Origin of the sequence: Veillonella infantium (assembly GCF_002959895.1) — a bacterium.
Classification (GTDB): Bacteria; Bacillota; Negativicutes; order Veillonellales; family Veillonellaceae; genus Veillonella; species Veillonella infantium.
The window spans coordinates 12,938-32,871 of sequence record NZ_PPDD01000005.1 but is presented as its reverse complement, the minus strand read 5'-3'; the positions used below and the strand labels follow the sequence as shown (position 1 = coordinate 32,871).

At 39.9% G+C, this 19,934-nt stretch carries 20 protein-coding genes and 1 other annotated feature; of the genes, 4 read left to right on the top strand and 16 right to left on the bottom strand.

Features of this window, described 5'->3' with window-relative positions; all coding sequences use genetic code 11:
• Positions 1 to 270 precede the first annotated feature (270 nt).
• The 8 genes from VCHSUH03_RS03035 to VCHSUH03_RS03000 all read right to left on the bottom strand — a co-directional run bounded on the left by VCHSUH03_RS03035 (position 271) and on the right by VCHSUH03_RS03000 (position 10,084).
• The gene (locus tag VCHSUH03_RS03035; RefSeq protein ID WP_105086338.1) at positions 271 to 2,238 is read right to left on the bottom strand and encodes an S-layer homology domain-containing protein; all 1,968 of its coding nucleotides are present in this window, start codon (positions 2,236 to 2,238) and stop codon (positions 271 to 273) included.
• 683 nt (positions 2,239 to 2,921) lie between these two features.
• Complete coding sequence (locus VCHSUH03_RS03030) at positions 2,922 to 4,109, bottom strand: oxygen-binding di-iron domain-containing protein (RefSeq protein ID WP_060925001.1); 1,188 nt, start codon at positions 4,107 to 4,109, stop codon at positions 2,922 to 2,924.
• A 322-nt stretch (positions 4,110 to 4,431) separates the two neighbouring features.
• On the bottom strand, positions 4,432 to 4,971 hold the full coding sequence (locus VCHSUH03_RS03025) for a hypothetical protein (protein WP_105086337.1): 540 nt from the start codon (positions 4,969 to 4,971) through the stop codon (positions 4,432 to 4,434).
• A 100-nt stretch (positions 4,972 to 5,071) separates the two neighbouring features.
• On the bottom strand, positions 5,072 to 5,401 hold the full coding sequence (locus VCHSUH03_RS03020) for a DMT family transporter (RefSeq protein WP_105086336.1): 330 nt from the start codon (positions 5,399 to 5,401) through the stop codon (positions 5,072 to 5,074).
• A 73-nt stretch (positions 5,402 to 5,474) separates the two neighbouring features.
• Positions 5,475 to 6,545 carry a 3-isopropylmalate dehydrogenase gene (gene leuB, locus VCHSUH03_RS03015; protein WP_005381431.1) on the bottom strand — a complete coding sequence of 357 codons (1,071 nt, stop codon included), beginning with the start codon at positions 6,543 to 6,545 and terminating at the stop codon, positions 5,475 to 5,477.
• A 246-nt stretch (positions 6,546 to 6,791) separates the two neighbouring features.
• Entirely contained in the window at positions 6,792 to 7,283 is a 492-nt protein-coding gene (locus VCHSUH03_RS03010; protein ID WP_105094022.1) for a 3-isopropylmalate dehydratase small subunit, read from the bottom strand.
• 1 nt (position 7,284) lies between these two features.
• A complete protein-coding gene (leuC, locus tag VCHSUH03_RS03005; RefSeq protein WP_105086334.1) occupies positions 7,285 to 8,544 on the bottom strand; it encodes a 3-isopropylmalate dehydratase large subunit in 1,260 nt (419 codons plus the stop codon).
• Position 8,545: 1 nt separating this feature from the next.
• Positions 8,546 to 10,084 carry a 2-isopropylmalate synthase gene (locus VCHSUH03_RS03000; RefSeq protein ID WP_105094021.1) on the bottom strand — a complete coding sequence of 513 codons (1,539 nt, stop codon included), beginning with the start codon at positions 10,082 to 10,084 and terminating at the stop codon, positions 8,546 to 8,548.
• A 180-nt stretch (positions 10,085 to 10,264) separates the two neighbouring features.
• Positions 10,265 to 10,468: a binding site (T-box leader), on the bottom strand.
• Positions 10,469 to 10,623: 155 nt separating this feature from the next.
• Between VCHSUH03_RS03000 and VCHSUH03_RS02995 the strand changes: the two genes are divergently transcribed.
• Entirely contained in the window at positions 10,624 to 11,139 is a 516-nt protein-coding gene (locus tag VCHSUH03_RS02995) for a DUF308 domain-containing protein (RefSeq protein WP_105094020.1), read from the top strand.
• Positions 11,140 to 11,488: 349 nt separating this feature from the next.
• Here VCHSUH03_RS02995 and VCHSUH03_RS02990 read toward each other — a convergent pair whose 3' ends face one another.
• Both VCHSUH03_RS02990 and VCHSUH03_RS02985 read right to left on the bottom strand, forming a co-directional pair.
• Positions 11,489 to 11,896, bottom strand: a complete 408-nt coding sequence (locus tag VCHSUH03_RS02990) for a hypothetical protein (RefSeq protein ID WP_105094042.1) — start codon at positions 11,894 to 11,896, stop codon at positions 11,489 to 11,491.
• A gap of 265 nt (positions 11,897 to 12,161) precedes the next feature.
• Complete coding sequence (locus VCHSUH03_RS02985; protein WP_105094019.1) at positions 12,162 to 12,791, bottom strand: hypothetical protein; 630 nt, start codon at positions 12,789 to 12,791, stop codon at positions 12,162 to 12,164.
• 184 nt (positions 12,792 to 12,975) lie between these two features.
• On the opposite strand from VCHSUH03_RS02985, the gene VCHSUH03_RS02980 reads away from it, so the two are divergent.
• The 3 genes from VCHSUH03_RS02980 to VCHSUH03_RS02970 all read left to right on the top strand — a co-directional run bounded on the left by VCHSUH03_RS02980 (position 12,976) and on the right by VCHSUH03_RS02970 (position 14,111).
• Complete coding sequence (locus VCHSUH03_RS02980) at positions 12,976 to 13,257, top strand: type II toxin-antitoxin system RelB/DinJ family antitoxin (protein WP_004697933.1); 282 nt, start codon at positions 12,976 to 12,978, stop codon at positions 13,255 to 13,257.
• A gap of 6 nt (positions 13,258 to 13,263) precedes the next feature.
• Positions 13,264 to 13,536, top strand: coding sequence for a type II toxin-antitoxin system RelE/ParE family toxin (locus VCHSUH03_RS02975; protein WP_105086330.1), 273 nt, complete (start codon positions 13,264 to 13,266; stop codon positions 13,534 to 13,536).
• Between the two features lie 227 nt (positions 13,537 to 13,763).
• Positions 13,764 to 14,111 (top strand): hypothetical protein, encoded by a 348-nt coding sequence (locus VCHSUH03_RS02970; RefSeq protein ID WP_105094018.1) that lies wholly within the window; start codon positions 13,764 to 13,766, stop codon positions 14,109 to 14,111.
• Positions 14,112 to 14,169: 58 nt separating this feature from the next.
• Here the strand turns inward: VCHSUH03_RS02970 and VCHSUH03_RS02965 are convergent, their stop codons facing one another.
• From VCHSUH03_RS02965 to VCHSUH03_RS02940, 6 genes are all read right to left on the bottom strand, one after another.
• Positions 14,170 to 14,661: a hypothetical protein gene (locus VCHSUH03_RS02965; RefSeq protein ID WP_241567128.1), complete on the bottom strand. Its 492-nt coding sequence runs from the start codon at positions 14,659 to 14,661 to the stop codon at positions 14,170 to 14,172.
• A gap of 219 nt (positions 14,662 to 14,880) precedes the next feature.
• Complete coding sequence (locus tag VCHSUH03_RS02960) at positions 14,881 to 15,621, bottom strand: ABC transporter ATP-binding protein (protein ID WP_105094016.1); 741 nt, start codon at positions 15,619 to 15,621, stop codon at positions 14,881 to 14,883.
• A gap of 1 nt (position 15,622) precedes the next feature.
• A complete protein-coding gene (locus tag VCHSUH03_RS02955) occupies positions 15,623 to 16,390 on the bottom strand; it encodes an ABC transporter ATP-binding protein (RefSeq protein ID WP_105094015.1) in 768 nt (255 codons plus the stop codon).
• Complete coding sequence (locus VCHSUH03_RS02950; RefSeq protein ID WP_105094014.1) at positions 16,383 to 17,906, bottom strand: ABC transporter substrate-binding protein; 1,524 nt, start codon at positions 17,904 to 17,906, stop codon at positions 16,383 to 16,385. Before VCHSUH03_RS02950 ends, VCHSUH03_RS02955 begins: the two co-directional genes overlap by 8 nt.
• Positions 17,907 to 17,974: 68 nt before the next feature.
• Entirely contained in the window at positions 17,975 to 18,784 is an 810-nt protein-coding gene (locus tag VCHSUH03_RS02945) for an ABC transporter permease (RefSeq protein WP_105094013.1), read from the bottom strand.
• Positions 18,777 to 19,727 carry an ABC transporter permease gene (locus tag VCHSUH03_RS02940; RefSeq protein WP_105094041.1) on the bottom strand — a complete coding sequence of 317 codons (951 nt, stop codon included), beginning with the start codon at positions 19,725 to 19,727 and terminating at the stop codon, positions 18,777 to 18,779. The genes VCHSUH03_RS02945 and VCHSUH03_RS02940 overlap by 8 nt, the downstream gene beginning before the upstream one ends.
• Between the last annotated feature and the right edge of the window lie 207 nt (positions 19,728 to 19,934).

The following is a 19,934-nucleotide window of genomic DNA, read 5'->3' as shown; positions in this document are numbered from 1 at the left end:
ATTTACTTGCAATATTTTCACATAAATATTACATGAAGTTTTAATACCCAATAAGAAAATAGAGGATGATATATTGTAATATTAATATATCATCCGGCATCAACACTTCTCTATTATAAAAGTTATCCAATATACATAGACTGTATAAATATTACTATTTTAGAGGCAATATATTAATATCTATATAAGTACAAAAAAACAGGATGTATCACAAGGATACATCCTGTTTTTGAGCTTTCACGAGCTCGAGGGGAAGTTGTTATCAACGTATTATTGGTTAATGCGGGAACCGTATACGTCACGTTGATTTTTTGGTTCGTTGTTAACACGAACACGTTCTGTTTTATGACGATCGTTGTCAGTACCAGAAATACGGTCAATACGGAAGTGGTTAAGACGAATATTTTGTAATTCAGGACCAAATTCGTTCATAGCACGTTTCATGTTGTCATCGATAGGAGCACCATTTTGAAGTGCACGGTACAACATAGTAGCGAATTCGTAACGAGTCATTTTAACGTCGCCTTTGAATGTGCCATCAGGGTAGCCAACAAGGATACCATTACCAGCCAATTGGCTAATGTATTGGTAAGCCCAGTGATTACGAGGAACGTCTGGGAATTCCGCAGTTTTGCTAGGATCGATTGCATGTGGAGTCAAGATTTGTAACAAGTTGTTATATTTGTTTTCCATATCTTGAAGACGTGCATTCAATTCAGCAATTTCACGACCCATAGCTACGCGGGAACGGGACTCAGGGGAACGTTTACCAAGACGAATAGATACACCAGCGTTCAATTGAGTTTCGCCAGTACCTACTGTACCACCAACGGAGAACATTGTATCTTCGTTAGGACGGTAGAAAGCGCCCAATGCAGCGGAGTTAGCATTGTGGTAGTGACCATAACCAGCAGCGATTGTCCATTTGTCATCTGGGTTGAAGTCCAATGGATGTAAAGCAGCCAATGCAGCAGAACCTGCACCTACTTTATTAACGCGTTTTTCAACATTACCAACACGGTTGTTCAAGTTAGTAATATTGTTGTTGATTGCACCTGGTGTAGAATTGTTAATTTGAGTTTGTAAATCGTTTGCTACGGAGTACAATTGGCTACCATTTACAGCATCTGTAGAATCAGCGGAAATTTTACCAGCTGCTACGTTGTGAATTTGGCGTTCTTCGCCAGCTTTACCAACAGATACAGAGCCTACAGGGCTAGTACCAGCGAAGCCACCATATGTATGACCAGCTACAGTTGCGCTAGTTACATTTGTTGCAGAACGAGTAGTAGAATTAGCACCTAATGCGATGGAGTTTGCAGTGGATGCATTAGCTTTGTTACCGATTGCAATGCTGTAATCAGCAGTTGCAGCTGCATCAGAACCGAATACGTTAGTACGTAGGCCTGTTGCTTGAGCACCAGCACCGAATGCTTGTGCATGATCACCAGTAGCTGTTGCAGAGGAACCAATAGCATTAGCATGGTTGCCATTAGCTGTAGCATCAGCACCGATAGCATTAGCTTTGTAACCAGCGGATTTTGCTTGGTGACCAAGAGCTAAAGAACGTACATCGGAAGCTGTTGCACGAGTACCGATTGCAATGCCCCAAGTTTTGTCAGCTTGAGCTTCGTGACCGATAGCAATAGATTCGCTCATTTGAGCTTTTGCTTCATTACCTACTGCCAATGCGGAGCTACCTTTTGCAGTATTTTTAGAACCAATAGCTACAGAGTTGCTATTCCAAGAACCGTTTAATAATGTAGCAGAATCAGGCTCATTATCGAAAGTACGATCACGGAAGTTTGTAGTTGTACCTTCTACAGTATTGTTATAACCATAACCGATAGCATTTGTACCACTGATCACGTTGCTATCACCGAAAGCTTGTGCAAACGCACCTGTTACAGTGTTACCATCACCGAAAGCATTAGCTTGGTTACCATTAATAGTATTTTGGTTACCGTATGCACTGCTAGAACCATTAGCGCTTGTAATTGTATTACCTTGACCAACTGCAATACTAGTAGCTGTACCATTTGCAACAGTACCATAAGAAACACTATTATGTGTAATATCTGGAGTTTGACCAGCTTGATCACCTACGGCTGCAAAAATAAAACCATCTGCTGTAGATACAGGTGTTGCTGCACTAACAGGAGCAACAGCAGTACCTACTGCTGCAGCTGCAGCTAATACAGCAAATGCTAATTTTTTGGAATGTTTGTTTTCTCTCATCTTACACCCTCACTAAATTAAAATTCTTAACCAAACACAATACAATTTTTCATTTTCTCTAAGTTCCGCCTCTCTCCTCGGGCTGATAAAATATACTTCTTATTCTAAGCTAAGAAATATATTCAATTCATTTTAAGAAAAATTTATATTGTTGATTACTCGCATAGCATATCAAAGTTTTACGATATAAACAAGACTTTTTTCCATATAAAGTTCATTAATAGCTCTTCATAATAGCGAAAAATAGCATGATTACTGGTATTCTTTATTATATTAATATACTCATCAACTTTATTGATGAGTAAGAAAAATCACAGCTTTTTAAGGATTCTACAGAATATATTTTGTACGACTTATAAATAATCATAACTTTAATAAGCATTGTAAATATTTCAAATTATGCATCAGCCCTTATTCACATTAATTTCATGAACGCTTTCTGAAATTCCGATAAGAGAATAATTAATCATTTTTCTGGATTTTATAATAATTTTATTTTTATCATTAATAATATTCTATATCTACTTAAATAAGTTGATAAGTATGCACATATCACCCAAAATATCCGCATAAGTTTACAAAACAAGGCTTAATCTATATATACAGCATCCATATTCTTTCCATAGCTATCATAAAAACCAAAAAGCTCCTACGTTATATGAACGTTAGGAGCTTTTTGTATATTATGCCAACAAGGCTTTTACAAGTTCTTCTGCTTTACCAAAATCATCTGTATCTGGATTCCAGTTACATTTAATTTCAGGTTCTACCACGGAGAAACCATATTTAGTTAATTCTTCACGAAGTACCTTCGTAGATTCACCAGACCAACCGTAGGTACCAAATACGGCAGCCTTTTTATTTTTGAACTTCAATTCACGCAAAAAGTCGAGCCAACCAGCTACAGAAGAAATAACACTATTCCCTACTGTCGGAGAACCAACGGCAATCGCTTTTGATTTGAATACTTCTGTCATGATGTCGTTTTTATTTGTTTTACTGATGTTAAAGATCTTAACCCGTGTATCAGGAGATTGTTTAGCAATCTCATCAGCAATTTTATGGGCTAATTTCTTTGTACCATCCCACATAGTGTCATATACGACTGTAATTTGATCTTCTTGGTATGCTTGAGACCACTCATAGTATTTCTCTACGATTTGCAATGGATTTTCACGCCAAATTGCACCATGGCTAGTAGCGATAATATCAATTGGCAAGTTGAGCTTTTGAATTTCTTCAACCTTAGCTTTTACCAATGGAGAGAATGGATTCAAAATATTAGCGTAATATTTCATCGCCTCTGCCCATAGACGACATTGATCAGCCTTATCGGCCCACAATTCTTCTACCGCGAAATGTTGTCCGAACGCATCGTTAGAGAACAAAATATTGTCACCAGTCATATAGGTTGCCATAGAGTCAGGCCAATGGAGCATGCGCATTTCTACGAATACCAAAGATTTACCGTTACCGATATCTACGGAATCACCTGTCTTCACAGTTTTAAAATTCCATTCTGGATGATGATATTGACCAACCAAGGACTTAACGGCATTTTCTGTGCAGTAAATCGGCGTATTAGGGATTTTTTCCATCAAAGCTGGCAAGGAACCGCTGTGATCGACTTCGCCGTGATTACATACGATAAAATCAATCTTGTTTAGATCAATTTCAGATTCCAAATTATCAATAAACTCTGAGGAATGAGGTTTCCATACGGTATCGATGAGGACGGTTTTTTCCTCTTCAATCAAGTACGCGTTTTGACTAGATCCATTATTAATGCTGTAATCAGAACCGTGGAATTCTTGCAATTCCCAATCAATTTTACCAACCCAAGATACGTTATTTTTTATATGCTTTCTCATAATAACCTCCATAATTCTTGTGAAAGTCTTTCACAATTAACAATATGTATGGCCTATGTGGTATTTGTGTATATGTACCTATCTATATACCTATGCATATATCACAACTCGGTCATTAACTATGGTTTTATTATACCCATATCGCATAGTTAAGTCTGTATCTGTAGGTACAGATTTGATAATTATTCTAAAAAACCACTCATGGGTAAGCAAATACTTTATATTAGTATACCATTGATACACCATGAGTGGTTAGAAACATATGCAGTTTTAATAGCGGGTTGTTTATTATCTAACTTAGATAAGCTAGGATAACGTCCGATTATTTATTCTCAGGCTTAGATAATCCTGGGATAGCTTTATAGATATATAATGCAATATATCCATCAACCATACTATGAACGATAGTACCGCCGCCTACCAGAACGAATACGACATAAATTAGATCGATATTAGGTATCGTAGTTGTCGTATAGAATAATAGACACGCAAGCACTTCACCAATAGCGTGAATAATGGCACAGACAAGGTTAAATGCAGCGAAAGATAACGCCCCTGTTAATACGCCTGGATGGTGTTTAATATAATAAGCACCCATCAAGGCAAAGATGATATGAGATGCAGCGCGCATAACGATAACAATAGGGAAGCCAGCTACAAAGAAACCTAGCGTAGAACCGATTACGACACAAGCAGCCATCTTACGGGACAAGAACATGGCTAGGAATATAGGTACATGACTCGCTAGTGTATACGAAGCCGGTGGAATGACAACTTTCAGAGGCATCATAATAGGAATCATGATGGCTAATGCCATCAATAACGCAGTAATGGTTAAATTTCGATACATGGAAGAATTCATAAAGGCCTCCTTATTAGCTCTTCTCTCATCTAACAATATGATTATGGTAATTATAATATAAGACCAATCTAATGAATGGCTACGTTAACAGTCTTATAGATTAGTGACCTACGTTCCCCCACAAGTTAAGGATGACAACACCAACTACAATAAGACCTATTCCAAAAATAGTGTACATATTATAGCCCTCACTAAAGATAAAAACAGAAATGAGTGCTGTCACCACGAGACCTACGCCAGACCAGGTAGCATAGGTAACACTGAGTGGAATATATTTCAGTACATGCGTCAATGTATAGAAAGATCCTACATAGCCACATACGCAAGCAATAGTCTGTAACGGCCGCGTAAAGCCATCAGATGCTTTCAACATAGTCGTAGCAAATAGCTCAAGCCCTATAGATAAAGCAAGTAAAAAATAAGATAACATAACGCCTCCCACAAAAAAGAGAGGGCCTTACTACCCTCTCTTCAATACATAAGTACGCACTCAATCGCACCTATTATAAACGTTCGATTACAGCTTGCGCCATTTCTGTGGTACCTACCCGTTTCAACCCTTCACGGTAGATATCGCCTGTGCGGTAACCGTCAACGAGCACTTGTTCCACAGCTTTTTCAATAGCGTCAGCCACTTGAGGTAAATCAAGGGAATGACGGCACATCATAGCTGCGGACAAGATTGTGCCCAATGGGTTCGCCAAGTTTTGGCCCATAATATCTGGTGCAGAACCGTGGATTGGTTCGTACAACGCTGTGCCAGTACCCATGGATGCAGATGGTAAAAGCCCGATGGAACCAGAAATAACAGCGCCTTCGTCAGACAAGATATCGCCGAACAAGTTTGTTGTGACGATAACGTCGAATTGTGCAGGATTTACAACGAGTTGCATTGCTGTGTTATCTACGTAGAAGTAATCTGTTGCGATGTCTGGATTAGCTGCCGCTTTCTCTTGAGCGATTTTACGCCACAAACGAGAAGAAGCCAATACATTTGCTTTATCTACGGATACAACCTTTTTGTTACGCTTGCGAGCTGTTTCCATAGCGATGTCCATGATGCGCTCTACTTCGTAACGGCTGTATGTTTCTTTATCCCATGCAAACTCGTTAGCACCTTCCCCTTGTGCCTCTTCGCGTTCGCCGAAATAAATACCGCCAGTCAACTCACGAACGATAACGAAATCTACATCTTGTACGAGTTCCTTTTTAAGAGGAGAATACTCTTGCAAGGATGGATAGATTTTTACAGGACGCAAGTTACAGAACAAACCAAGCTCTTTACGAAGACCTAAGATTGCTTTCTCAGGACGAATAGCAGGATCTACATTATCCCATTTAGGACCGCCTACAGCACCAAGCAATACAGCATCAGCAGCTTTACAAGCCTCAATCGTATCCTCAGTCAACGGCACACCGTATGCATCAATAGACGCACCGCCCGCTTTTTTATCAATCCAATTAACCTTTACATTAGCTTTCTCAAAAGCCACATCACACACAGCCTTCGCTGCAGCAATAATCTCAGTACCGATACCATCACCAGGAATCAATACGATATTCTTTTCGCTCATATTACCTCTCCATATAACCAATATTATGGATGAACCACAAACTTATCTTTCCTTCAATTCCCCCGCCACAAATTCATTAAAGATTTTAGTAGCGGCTAGGTTTTTAAAGTTTTAACTAAAGCCGAATAATAAAACACGTAGATCCGAGGTGCATGCGCTAACGCGACTTTAGCAGGTCAAGGCTATGCCGCAGACCGTTAAGCTAGCTGGAGCGGCAGCGCATCACCGAGGATCGGCCACGTAGTATTACTTACGGTTTTTCGCAAAGTTCACTAAACCGCCAGCTGCCGCAATATCTTGAATGAATTGTGGCAATTCAGTCCCTTGGTATTGTTCGTTTTTAGTCAAGTTGTACACGATACCTTTAGACAAGTCTACACCAATAGCATCGCCTGCTTCAATGCGATCAACTTGTTCACCGATTTCAATTACTGGCAAACCGATGTTGATAGCATTGCGGAAAAAGATACGTGCAAAGGAGTGTGCTATGATAACAGGCACGCCTTTCGCTTTGATAACGCCTGGTGCGTGTTCACGGGAGGAACCACAACCAAAGTTTTTGCCAGCTACCATGATTTCGCCAGCTTTCACGTTTGGAGCAAATGTAGTATCAATATCCTCCATGGCATGTTCAGCCAATTCGTTCCAGTCAGCAATTGCCAAGTAACGAGCCGGAATGATTACGTCTGTATCTACATCGTCGCCGTAGCGCCAGATTTTTTTGCTTTCAAAATCCATATTAAACCTCCTCAGGGCCTGCAATGCGGCCTAATACAGCACTTGCTGCCGCCACGTAAGGGCTTGCCAAATATACTTCAGAATCAACGTGACCCATACGACCACGGAAGTTACGGTTGGTAGTGGAAACAGTGCGTTCCCCTTCAGCCATGATACCCATGTAACCGCCAAGGCATGGACCACATGTTGGCGTGGACACAGCGCAGTCAGCTTGAATGAAGATATCCAATAGACCATCTTTCATAGCTTGGTCATATACATCTTGGGAACCAGGGATTACGATACAACGAACGAACGGAGCCACCTTGCGGCCTTTGAAAATTTCCGCAGCTGCTACCAAGTCTTCGTAACGGCCATTTGTACAAGAACCGATGATAACTTGGTCGATTTTAATGTCTTTGTCGATTTCGTTGATGTAATGTGTGTTGGATGGCAAATGAGGGAATGCTACAACTGGTTGCAATTTAGACAAGTCAATTGTAATCGTTTGGGCATATACCGCATCAGGATCAGGATTAATAGGTTCTACAGGACGATTTACGCGGCCTTTGATGTATTCTTCAGTAATTTCATCGTAAGGGAATACGCCACATTTACCGCCAGCTTCGATAGCCATGTTACAGATTGTAAGACGGTCAGCCATAGTCATGTGTTGTACGCCTTCACCAGCGAATTCAAGAGCCATGTAACGAGCGCCGTCTACACCGATTTGACCGATTAAATCAAGGATTACGTCTTTACCAGTAACCCATTTGTTAGGTTTACCGATAAGCTCAACCTTAATAGTTTCAGGCACTTTGAACCAAGTTTTACCCTCAGCCATAGCAACGCCTGCATCAGTGGAGCCTACGCCTGTGGAGAATGCATTCACCGCACCATATGTACAAGTATGGGAGTCAGCACCGATCATCATTTCCCCAGGGCCGATAAGGCCTTTTTCTGGCAAAATAACGTGCTCAATACCCATTCTACCGACTTCAAAGTAGTTTGTAATGCCATGTTCGCGTACGAAGTCGCGCATTACCTTAGCTTGAGTAGCGGATTGAATATCTTTATTTGGTGTGAAATGGTCAGGTACCAAGTAGATTTTATGACGGTCAAATACAGGTTTGCCGATTTTCAAAAACTCTTTGCGCGCTGGTGGGAATGTGATGTCGTTCATCAACACCGCGTCCAAATGACATTCGATGATTTGGCCCGGTTTTACCACATCAAGACCCGCATGGCGAGCCATATTCTTTTCAGTAATGGTCATACCCATATTATTCTTCCTCCTGTTGTTCTAGCTCCATAGCTAGGAATACTGAGTTTACTGCATTAATATATGCATTTACACTTGATTTAACGATATCGGTGCTGATACCACGACCATGATACAAGCGACCGTTGTATTCTACCTTAAGGGTTGCTTCCCCAAGGGCATCTTTACCAGCTGTAATAGCACGGATTTGGTAGTCTTTTAAGCTGATTGGCAAGCCCACAACACGTTCAACCGCTTTAAGGGATGCGTCTACTGGACCATCACCGACCGCAGCATCTGCTTTTTCACCTTCTGGTGTCATGAGGCGAACGTCTGCGTAAGCGTAGCCTTTTTCACCCAATTTGTAGTATTGAGCCACGAGCTCGAATGCTTTTTTATGGTGCATATTATCGACTACGAGGGCTACGATATCATCGTCGTATACTTGTTTTTTACGGTCTGCCAATTCTTTAAATTTAGCGAAGAGGTCGTTGATTTTCTCTTCTGTGAAAGATTGGAAACCAAGTTTTGCCAAATGATCTGCAAAGGCATGACGGCCAGAGTGTTTACCCAATACGAGGTCTGTTTTTTCAGCCCCTACGGACTCAGGAGTCATGATTTCATACGTTTCAGGATTACTCATCATACCATGTTGATGAATACCAGACTCATGTGCAAAGGCATTAGAGCCAACGATTGCTTTATTTGGAGGAACTACAACACCTGTTAAACGGCTCACAAGCTTAGATACTTTCGTAAATTGTTTTGTATCGATGTTCACTTGAAGGTCATCGAAATAATCATGGCGCGTTTTAAGAGCCATTACTACTTCTTCAATCGCGACGTTACCAGCCCGTTCACCCAGACCATTAATTGTGCCTTCTACTTGTCGTGCACCTGCTTTAATAGCGGCTAACGTATTCGCATTGGCAAGGCCTAAGTCGTCATGGCAGTGAACAGAGATTATGGCATTTTCAATGCCTGGTGTATGTTCTTTAATGTAGCGGATTTTATCACCGAACTCATTAGGGTTCATGTAACCTACTGTATCTGGTACGTTAATAATTGTAGCGCCACCAGCAATGGCAACACCAAATACTTGGCATGCGAAATCTAAATCAGAGCGTGCCGCGTCTTCACCAGAGAACTCGATTTCATCAACCTTACCTTTTGCATATGCCAATACGGATTTAACCTTATCCAATACCTCTTGGCGAGTCATTTTTAATTTATATTCCATATGAAGTTCGGAAATAGCAATGAATACATGTAAACGGCTACGTTCCGCATCTTTCAACGCATCAATCGCTTTTTGTACATCCTTTTCATTAGCACGTGCCAACGCACAAATTGTTGCACCTTTCACTTCGCGTGCAATCGTTTGTACTGCTTCAAAATCTCCAGGGGATGCTGCTGGGAAACCAGCCTCAATTACATCGATGCCGAGGCGCACTAGGCCTTTCGCAATTTCAATTTTTTCAGGAGTTTGTAAAGACACACCTGGTGTTTGTTCCCCATCACGAAGGGTTGTATCGAAGAAATATACGCGATTTTGATCCATAATCTTCACCTTTTCTATACTAATAAAACATAACGCTGTATTATATCTATCTATTGTGAAAGTTTAGTAAAATCGCCGATTTCAACGCTATTTCGGCTGAAGCCAACGTAGATACATCAAATCAGTAATTTTACTAGACTTTTACAATAAAAAAAGCCCCTCAGAACAACTGTCGTTGCTCAAAGGGGCGTTATATTCATAACACGGTACCACCCTAATTGGGACTCGTTGCGGGTATAACGGAACCACCGTCGATGACTACTGCTGCATTCGCCATCAAAGCTCACGGGAGAGTGTCAGCGTACAACCTCTATTGCCTCGCACCAACCGGCAACTCTCTGAAAGTAGGATTTGTAAACCTTTATACCCATTCATAGCTTGTTTTAAGATATAAAGGTATTATACGGTATTCTATAGACTGTGTCAACAAGGTGGACATGTGAGTTTTGTGAAAGCACAGTTTTATCCTTACAGTTTGACATTCCCTATGATTTCACGCATACTGAAAATAAGCAGTACCAATGATTGGAGGAATTATTATGAGTGGTTCAAACAAATTCTTTTATATTTTGTCGGGTATTGTAAGTATTATCCTAGGGATATTCTTACTATTAAATCCGCTTATTAACCTCTTTGCATTCACTTGGGTTATGTCTATCATCTTCTTTGCCAATGCAATCAGTGGCATTATAAATTATTTTAGATTGCCTTCTGCAATGAGAAGCGGCTGGCATCTCATTGGCGGTATTATCAACGCTCTATTCGGTATCTATTTAATATTCGGCGGATTTGCATTCCTACCATTAGTACTCCCAATCACAATCGGCATCTGGATGGTAATTGAAGCCATCTTTATTTTCATTAAATCGAGAAACCCAGACAGTATAGTGTCACTCATGGGACGTAATGCAAAATGGCTTGCACTAATTCTTTTACTATTAGGCCTATTACTTATATTCGAGCCAATCATTTCCAGTAAAGCATTTATCTATTTCATCGCTTTCGGTTTCTTATTTGACGGTATTTATTCCATCGGCGAGGCTTTTAAAAAATAGAATTTAACTAAATAATTACACTATAAAATTGACTATGTACTGCCAAAACAGCTGTCATAAATTACGATGTCTATTTCGTATTTGTGACAGCTATTTTATTTGTTTTGTCTAGCCGTCATGGTAAATGTACTCGCCTACTACATTTGCAAGTGGTTAGACGCTTTCCTAGCCCTTTTATTTAGCAACTAGCCCAACGCTCTAGCATTACCGTAATAATGTAAAAAATAGCAGGGTGGCCGCCCTGCTATTTTTCGTTCATATGAGACTATGTCACATATTGACATCCCTTGTCATATATAGAATAACAATTCACTATGGCATAGTCAATGTGCCCTCTACTCAATCACTCTTAAAAGCTTACCCACTCTAAAGCCTCAAAATTATTCAGAATTCTCTTATCCATTTTTACAACTTGATTAGTAAGCTCTATTCGATTATTAACAAATGAAATATCTGTATACCATTCCTTAAGATTAGCATATACTTCATTCTCTAAATCAATAATGACAGTTTCTATGGGATCCCAAGTTTTACATCTTACAGACTCCACCATAACCATACTACTACCTATGAAAGTAACATCCCTACCATAAATCCAAAATGGCAATGTTTTGCCTTTGATAGAAATAGAATATATAGCATCACCATGAGGTGGTTCCGTTTCATATTGTGCACGTATTTGGTATCTTTCCATAATTTCATTACTACCTTTTTCTATATATGGCAGCTTTGAAATCTTGTAATTTTCTAAGTTCATAAAAACTCCGTTATTTTTGATTTCAGGCACAACAAAAAACCCCTTGCTAGGACCGCCATCCTTTGCAAGGGCTTCTTTAGCGCATTTAATCAACACTTTGCTCTATCGATATTCTACCAAAAAAAGTAAAATATTGTCACTATGAATAACTTCATTTTCATATATAATGTAAAAAATCCCTCGGAGTTGCCGCTCCGGGGGATTTTGTAGTTAATTGCACAACTATCAATTGCTATCTATAATATACTACACTTAAAATAGTTTTTCAATATGTTACACTGTTAATCAATTTTCTAACTCGCTCAACAGAAACTGGCTCATTAAATAAGAACACATGGTTTTGCCCCTCATGTTCCCAAGATGCTAAATAAACGTCGTCATCCACCATTCGATAAGTTACCGTCATCCCATTTACAACATCCTTTTTCTGAGGTAAGTAATCCTTATAATCGCCTGCGATATTACCTGATAGAGTCGATACACGATACTTAATATATTTCGGCATATCGTCGACTCTGTCAAAATACTTACCTTTTAAAAGCTCATGATAAGCATACACAACTTGTAATACATCATGATCCACAATGGATACATGTACAGGACGTAATCCCTCTAACCCACTTGGCAACTGCGGTTTAAAGTTCAAATGTTGCTGAGCCTCATATACAGTACCAAATACCTCTAGCGATTGACCTTTACGAGTGCTTTTATAATCACTATCAGTAATAGTACAACTACCAAGTCTATCAGGACATGGAAACTCATTTCTGTCACCATAAGGCTGGTCATAAATAGAATTACCATTAAGACGAAACCACAACAAATCATCTGCGGATACTACATTGATGGAACCTATGAAAGCTAGCATAGCTAACGCACATACAACCTTTTTCATGATACAATCCCCTGTAAACAAACTACATATAGTAAGTTAATTATATCACCTAAGACCCTAATATTCTTATATTTATAAGGATTTTAACTCCAGAAAAAGAAAAGCATTTTGCTTGCAATTCGTAATCATATGATTGCTCGTTTAAAGCATTTGCATTACAATATAAGTAACAGGAGGTGATACTATGGCTAAAACAGCCTCTATCAGTTTGCGTATCGAGCCAGCTGTAAAAGCACAATTAGAAGCATTATATGCTAGCTTTGGCATATCCGTAACTGATGCGATTAATATTTTTCTCCACACATCACTAATGGAAGGCGGATTTCCATTCCAACCTAAACAACCTCGTTATAATGCAGAAACAGAAGCTGCTATTCAAGAAACGAAAGATATATTAGCAGGAAAAGTAAAAGCAAAATCATATGCTAATGTAAAAGAAATGATTGAGGATTTAGGATTGGAGTAATCAGTTATGTTGAGATTAGTGCTTAGCAGTAAGTTCAAAAAGGACCTAAAGCGCTCCAAGAAACGCGGTAAAGATCTCAATAAACTCTATTCAATCATCACTAAATTACAGAATCAAACGCTATTAGATCCTAGTTATAAAGATCATCCATTAACAGGAAACTACGAAGGCTTTAGAGAATTACACATCGAGCCAGATTGGCTTCTAATTTATGCAATTAAAGATGATATATTAGTATTATCTTTAACTCGCACGGGTAGCCACTCAGATTTGTTCTAACTAAGCTAAAGAGGAATGTGAAAGCATTCCTCTTTTCTATTTTCCAAAAAAATTTAATACAGCTATCATCACAAATCCATCACATCTGATAGTATCTATCCAAAATAATTCTACTATTCAAAATAATTGTAGATGCTATAATAATCTCAACAAAGGGAATATGTGCTCATATAATGCTAGTTAGCGCACTGTTCTATATAGTTAGTAGTTTATAAAAGGAGTCCATCATGACACATACACAATTAACACAACTCGTACAGGCTTTATTGGATGCACCACAAAGCAACCCTAAAGTAAAAGAGTTCGCTCAGTCTTGGATTGATGCAGAAGGTACGCCTAAGCAAGAAGAACTTACTAAACAACTCGTGTCCGTAGCTGAACAAAACATCGCACTCATCGATGAAACAATTGGTTTTGCAGGTTCCGAACTAGCAGTCCAAATCCTTGGCAAAGAAGGTGCTGCGAACCTATTACAACACGCTAAAGACATCAAAGCGGAAGGCGCTGAATTCTGTGACTGCCCTGGCTGCGTAGCTGCTAAAAATATAATTGATTTGAAAGCGGAAATTGAATAATATAAATGAATAGAAAGAGGCTCCTTAAAAGGAGCCTCTTTTCTATATGTTAACTTATTTATACCTTTATATAATCACCTTGAGCTTCACCATTTTCAAAAATTTTAACTTTATCGTCTAATCTACTTTGCTCAATAATTAAACTCAAGCCGTATTTATATTTAAATTCATTATCCTGGTTTGTCAAATATGCTAGCTTAGTCTCATCTTTTATCACATCATCACGGTTCCACCATGGCTTTATCTCTATAACAACAAAATTTTTCTCATTATTGCCACGTTTATGAATAATAATATCTGGTCTAATACGACTCTCCCCCATACTTTTTTTATCAGCTACATTTCGATTATATTCACAATCCACATGATATTCAGTAACAAACAACTCCAAATAATGACTAAGTTTATGTGAAATAGATAGTTCACTAACATGTTCATCATTCTTCACCGGTTCATCAGCCTCATAATTTATTAAATACTGATCATTATTATGCAACATATCTAATGACTCCCTCAACACCGCTAAGAACTCATCTATCAGCTCCATCATATATTCTCCTAACAATATAATCTCTCCAACAACAATTTAACTTATATTATTTATTATTCTACCCTTTTATATAAACTCCTCTATCAATACAACTAATTTATTGATACCAACAATTTTATCTTAATCTACTTAAATAAAAAGACCCCTCACTGTGATATGTCCCCCTTTACTGGACAACCAGTAAAGGGGGGGACATATCAAAGCATAGGGGCTCTTTTTCTACTCACTTGCTTCCACAAGTGCTTGTGTATATGGATGTACCGCTTCTTTGAGTCGTTTTGATTCGATGGTTTCTACGATTTGTCCGTCTTTCATGACGATAATTCGGTCTGTTACGGCTTGTAATAGGCCGATGTCATGGCTGACAAATACGTAGCCGAAGGGTTGTTCCGTATGTAGTTTTTGTAGGAGGTCTAGCACCAACTTTTGATTCACCGCATCAAGAGCTGATGTAGGTTCATCAAAGAGTACTAGTTTTGGATTCATCAGCATGATCCGTGCTAATACAACACGTTGCAGTTGACCACCACTGACTTCGTGAGGGTATTTATGAACCGTATTCTCCGGTAAATCTACCCGTTGTATCCATTTACGGATATCGTCCTTTGCTGCCGCCATATCCATGAGACCATAGTTAATATACGGCTCTAAAAGAAATGCTTCTAAGTTCATCCTTGGAGGAATCACCGCCAAGGGATTTTGAAACATCATCTGCATGGAACGATATATTTCTGTATGGTTTTGAATGGATGTTACGTCTTCACCAAAGAGTCGCAGACTCCCAGAGGTAGGTTTTTCTAACATAGCAATCAGTCTAAGGAGAGTACTTTTACCAGAACCACTGCCACCTGCAATGCCTACGCGTTCATTGGGAGCCACGGAAAAGGATACGTTATCAACGGCATGGACCGTATGATGGTGGTTCGTATATTGTTTACAGATTTTCTCGAGTTGAATCATACTACACCACTTTCGTTACGGAATCTAACAAGATACGAGTATACTCATCCTTTGGATGGGCCATGACCTCTTCGGATGATCCCACTTCAACGAGTTGCCCCTTATTCATAACCCCAATGCTATTGGCAATACGAGCAGCCGCCTTGATATTATGGGTTACAATAATCACCGTTGCTCCAAGAGCCTGTGTTACCTCTTTCATAAGGTCCAATACAGAGGCTTGCACGAGCATATCTAAGGCGCTAGTCGGTTCGTCGGCAAATACGATGCTCGGCTTCAAGATGAGGCTTAAGGCTATGGCTAACCGTTGTTGCATACCACCGCTCAACTGAAACGGATAGGACTGCAAGATACGTTCTCCATCGGTTAAGTGAACGAGATTAAGCATATCTATAACGCGACTTACATCATAGCTTTCACCATGGGCACGAAATAAATCTTTGAAGTGATTTTCTACGGTGCGATTTGGGTTTAGATAGGCACTGGGATTTTGAAAGATCATAGAAATCTTTGTCCCCCGCAATTGTCGCCAATCACCATCACTCAATGTAGAAATATCGGTTCCGTTTAGCAAAATTTGGCCGCTAATGTTAGCTTGTTTCAACATGCCAAAGGCGGCACGAACTAACGTAGATTTACCAGAGCCGCTTTCACCAACGATGGCAAAGACCTCACCATTGGGCACGGAGAAGGATACATCGCGCACCGCTTGCTCCGCACCATATGAAATTGTAACCTTATCAAATACTATACAATCAGATTTATTCAATAGTAGAATCCTTTGTTAATAAGTAGTAATCGATTGGATGTACTGGTACATTTTTAACTTTTGTAGTAGATACAACTGTTGCACTTGGGTATAACAAGTAGATATCTGCTACGTCATCAACTAAGATTTGTTGTGCTTGTTTAGCAATATTAGAGCGTTCGTTTTGATCAAATGTTACGGACAATTGGTCGATTAACGCGTCTACTTGAGGGTTAGAGTAGCCACCAACGTTTGCTTTAGCACCAGTTTTGTAGAATAAGCTGAGGAACCAATAAGGATCATTTGTAGACATAGTAACTACATTGCGTTCTACTAAATCAAAACCGTCTGTACCAAGTGTATCTACTTCATCAGGACTTTGTAATTTTTTAAGAGTTACTGCGATACCAGCTTTTTTCAACTCTTGTTGAATTTCTTCGTATAAACTTGTGTCTTTACCCCAAACAGCAAGAGTAATCGCTAAGTCTTTACCGTCTTTTGCGTACATGCCGTTTGCGTTCTTAGCATAGCCAGCTTGAGTCAAGATTTGATCGGCTTTTGCTAGGTCTGTCATCGGTTTATTAGCAATCGCATCAAAGCCCAAGTTTGCAGATGGAGGGAATGGTGCCCCACCTGGTGTAGAGCCATTACCAACAATTTTTGCCATAGAGTCATAGTTAATGATATGAGCAATCGCATTACGTACAGCTTTATCATGCAATGGAGATGCTTCTGTATGATTTGCTTTCAACATAAGCACACGAACACCTGCGATATCTTGAATATTGAAACCGTCTTTGAACAAGCTGCGGTTAGCAGAGTCCACTTTTTGAATCACGTCTACGTCTTTAGATTGTAACGCCATAGCGCGTTTATTGTTGTCTTCGATGTCTTTTACAGTTACAGAATCAAGAGCTGGTTTGCCGCCCCAGTAATCTGCGAAGGCAACGAGTTCAATTGTTTCACCTTTTTTGAAATTAGTGATTTTGTAAGGGCCTGTAAGAACTGGTTTAGACGCTACGTCTTTAAGATCTGCAGTATCCATGATAACGAAAGCAGGTTCAGTCAAGCTAGATAACAAGGAACCATTAGGCTCTGTAGTTTTAATGATCAAGTTTTGACCATCTACTGTGATGGACTCGATTTTAACTGCTTTAGCGGAACGAGCACTTTGTTTCATCGTATACTCGATGGACTCTTTTACCTTTTGAGGTGTCATCGGTGTACCATTGTGGAATTTAACGTTTTCACGGATGTGGAATTTCCATGTTGTAGGGTCCACATTTTCCCAAGAATCTGCCAATTGTGGGGCAAATTTCATATCCGGTGTTACAACGGCTAAGTTTTCACCTGCACCGATACGAGTCAATGTCCATGCATCCCATTCGTGAGTTGGATCTAATGTTTCACCAAACCAATACAAACCAACATTCATATGCTTCCCTTGTTTGCCGTCTTTAGCAGTATCGCTACCGCAACCAACCAAGAGAGCCACCATGCACAGCATTGTGAGACATGCTAATAACCAACGTTTCATAACTTCTCCTTTTTGAACATCGCCTCTGTGAAAGAGGCTTTCACCATAAAAATCTATACACAGCACGGTTAACGAGATACATCGAGGGCATCGCGCAACGCATCGCCAATATAGTTAAATAAAACAACAGTAATGAAAATGGCGAGCCCTGGGTAAATCAACAGCCACGGCGCCGTTTGTAGGAAATCTCGGGAACTTAACAAGATAGCACCCCACTCCGGATCTGGCGGTTGAACGCCGATGCCGATGAGTGAGAAGCTAGCTACCAAGATGATAGCATCCCCTAGATGTTGTATAATGACGATTACCAATGGTGGCAGTACATTCGGCAGAATATAGCGCCATAGGATTCGTAGGTTTGAAGCGCCCGACATGCGAGCAAAGGTAATATACTCCGCGTGGCGTTCAATCTGTACGAGGCCTCTCGTGATACGGGCATATTCCGCCCATTTCGTAATGCACAAGGAAATGATGACATTCGTAATGCTCGGTCCCATGATACCAATGAAAGCAATGGCAATCACCATGTTCGGGAAGCCAAGTACTAAATCGATTAAACGAGATAACCAACGGTCAACGTGAGGTGTAGAGAATCCTGCTAATCCACCAATAGCGATACCGATGGCCCCACTAATGCCAATGATGGTGAAAGCAATCCCTAAAGAGGCTTTACCACCGTAGAGAATACGAGACCACACATCACGACCGAGTTGGTCAGTCCCTAATAGATGGGTACTACTAATGTCTTGTAAGCGGTCCGCAACACTCGTCGTTTCAGGATCAAAGGGTGCTATATAAGGAGCACACAGGAAAAATACAATCCACAAAGCAGATAATACCAACATTACATATAAAGTATAAGGCTTTCGTCTACTCATAGGAGCCTCCTTTTATAGCGGCTCTTCGCTTCGGATTCAGCCAAACACTCAATACATCAATGATAATATTAATCACGATGAACACCATAGTAATCCAAATAATGTAGCCTTGCATCAATACATAATCACGAGCCATAATACCTTGCACCATCATGTAACCAATACCTTTTATGGCGAATACCGTTTCAATAACGGCAGATCCACCTAGCATAGCGCCCATCGTTACCCCCATCATAGGCAACAACATAAGTCCTACATGAGGGAATATGTAACGGGTGTAGACCATCCATTCTGGCAAGCCTAATGCTCGCGCCCCCTGTACAAAGGGCTGTCGCGACACTTCTAAAATAGCATTGCGCAATCGACGAATGTAGAGACCACATATCCATAAAGCAAGGGTTACCGCGGGCAGAACATAGGCAGAAAAGCCAGTGGTATTCGTTACCGACACTAACTGCAATTTAACACCGAATAAGTACAGTAATAATAAACCGACCCAGAACCCAGGGATTGCTAACGCTAAGAATGTAACGAGACGAACCCCATGATCAATCCATGAGTCTTGATACTTTGCAGATAGCATACCGAGCGGTATGGTCACCACTATCCCTATAACAAGAGATAAGGATACGAGCCCTAAGGTATTAGGCAAGGCGCCACCAAGAATGGTCGCTACTGGTAAAGCGTACAGAATGGACTCACCAAAGTCCCCTTGTACAATTTGACCTAACCAACGTAAGTATTGCTGCCACCAAGGATCATTGAGCCCCAACTGCTCTCGTATCTGTGCAACTACAACTGGATCTGGTGTAGCTCCTAGAAGATTAAACTTCATCGACACGGGATCAATAGGAGATAATTTTATCAATACAAATGTACCGATGGTAACAACCAATAAAATACCTACAATACTTGCCAAACGCTGTAGTATTAATCGATACAATACATCACCTGCCTTCTTTATCAAAAAACAACTATATTTAATTTTAACAATGATTCTAATTTTTAGATATACCCATATAGGTATGTTAGAATGATTCTCATTATGAAATTTTAGCATATATACTAAAACGGCCCCTCATGAGAGGGGCCGCTTCTTATATAACCCTTACAGTGTCCATGCGATTGCTTCACCACAGCTCGCATGCCT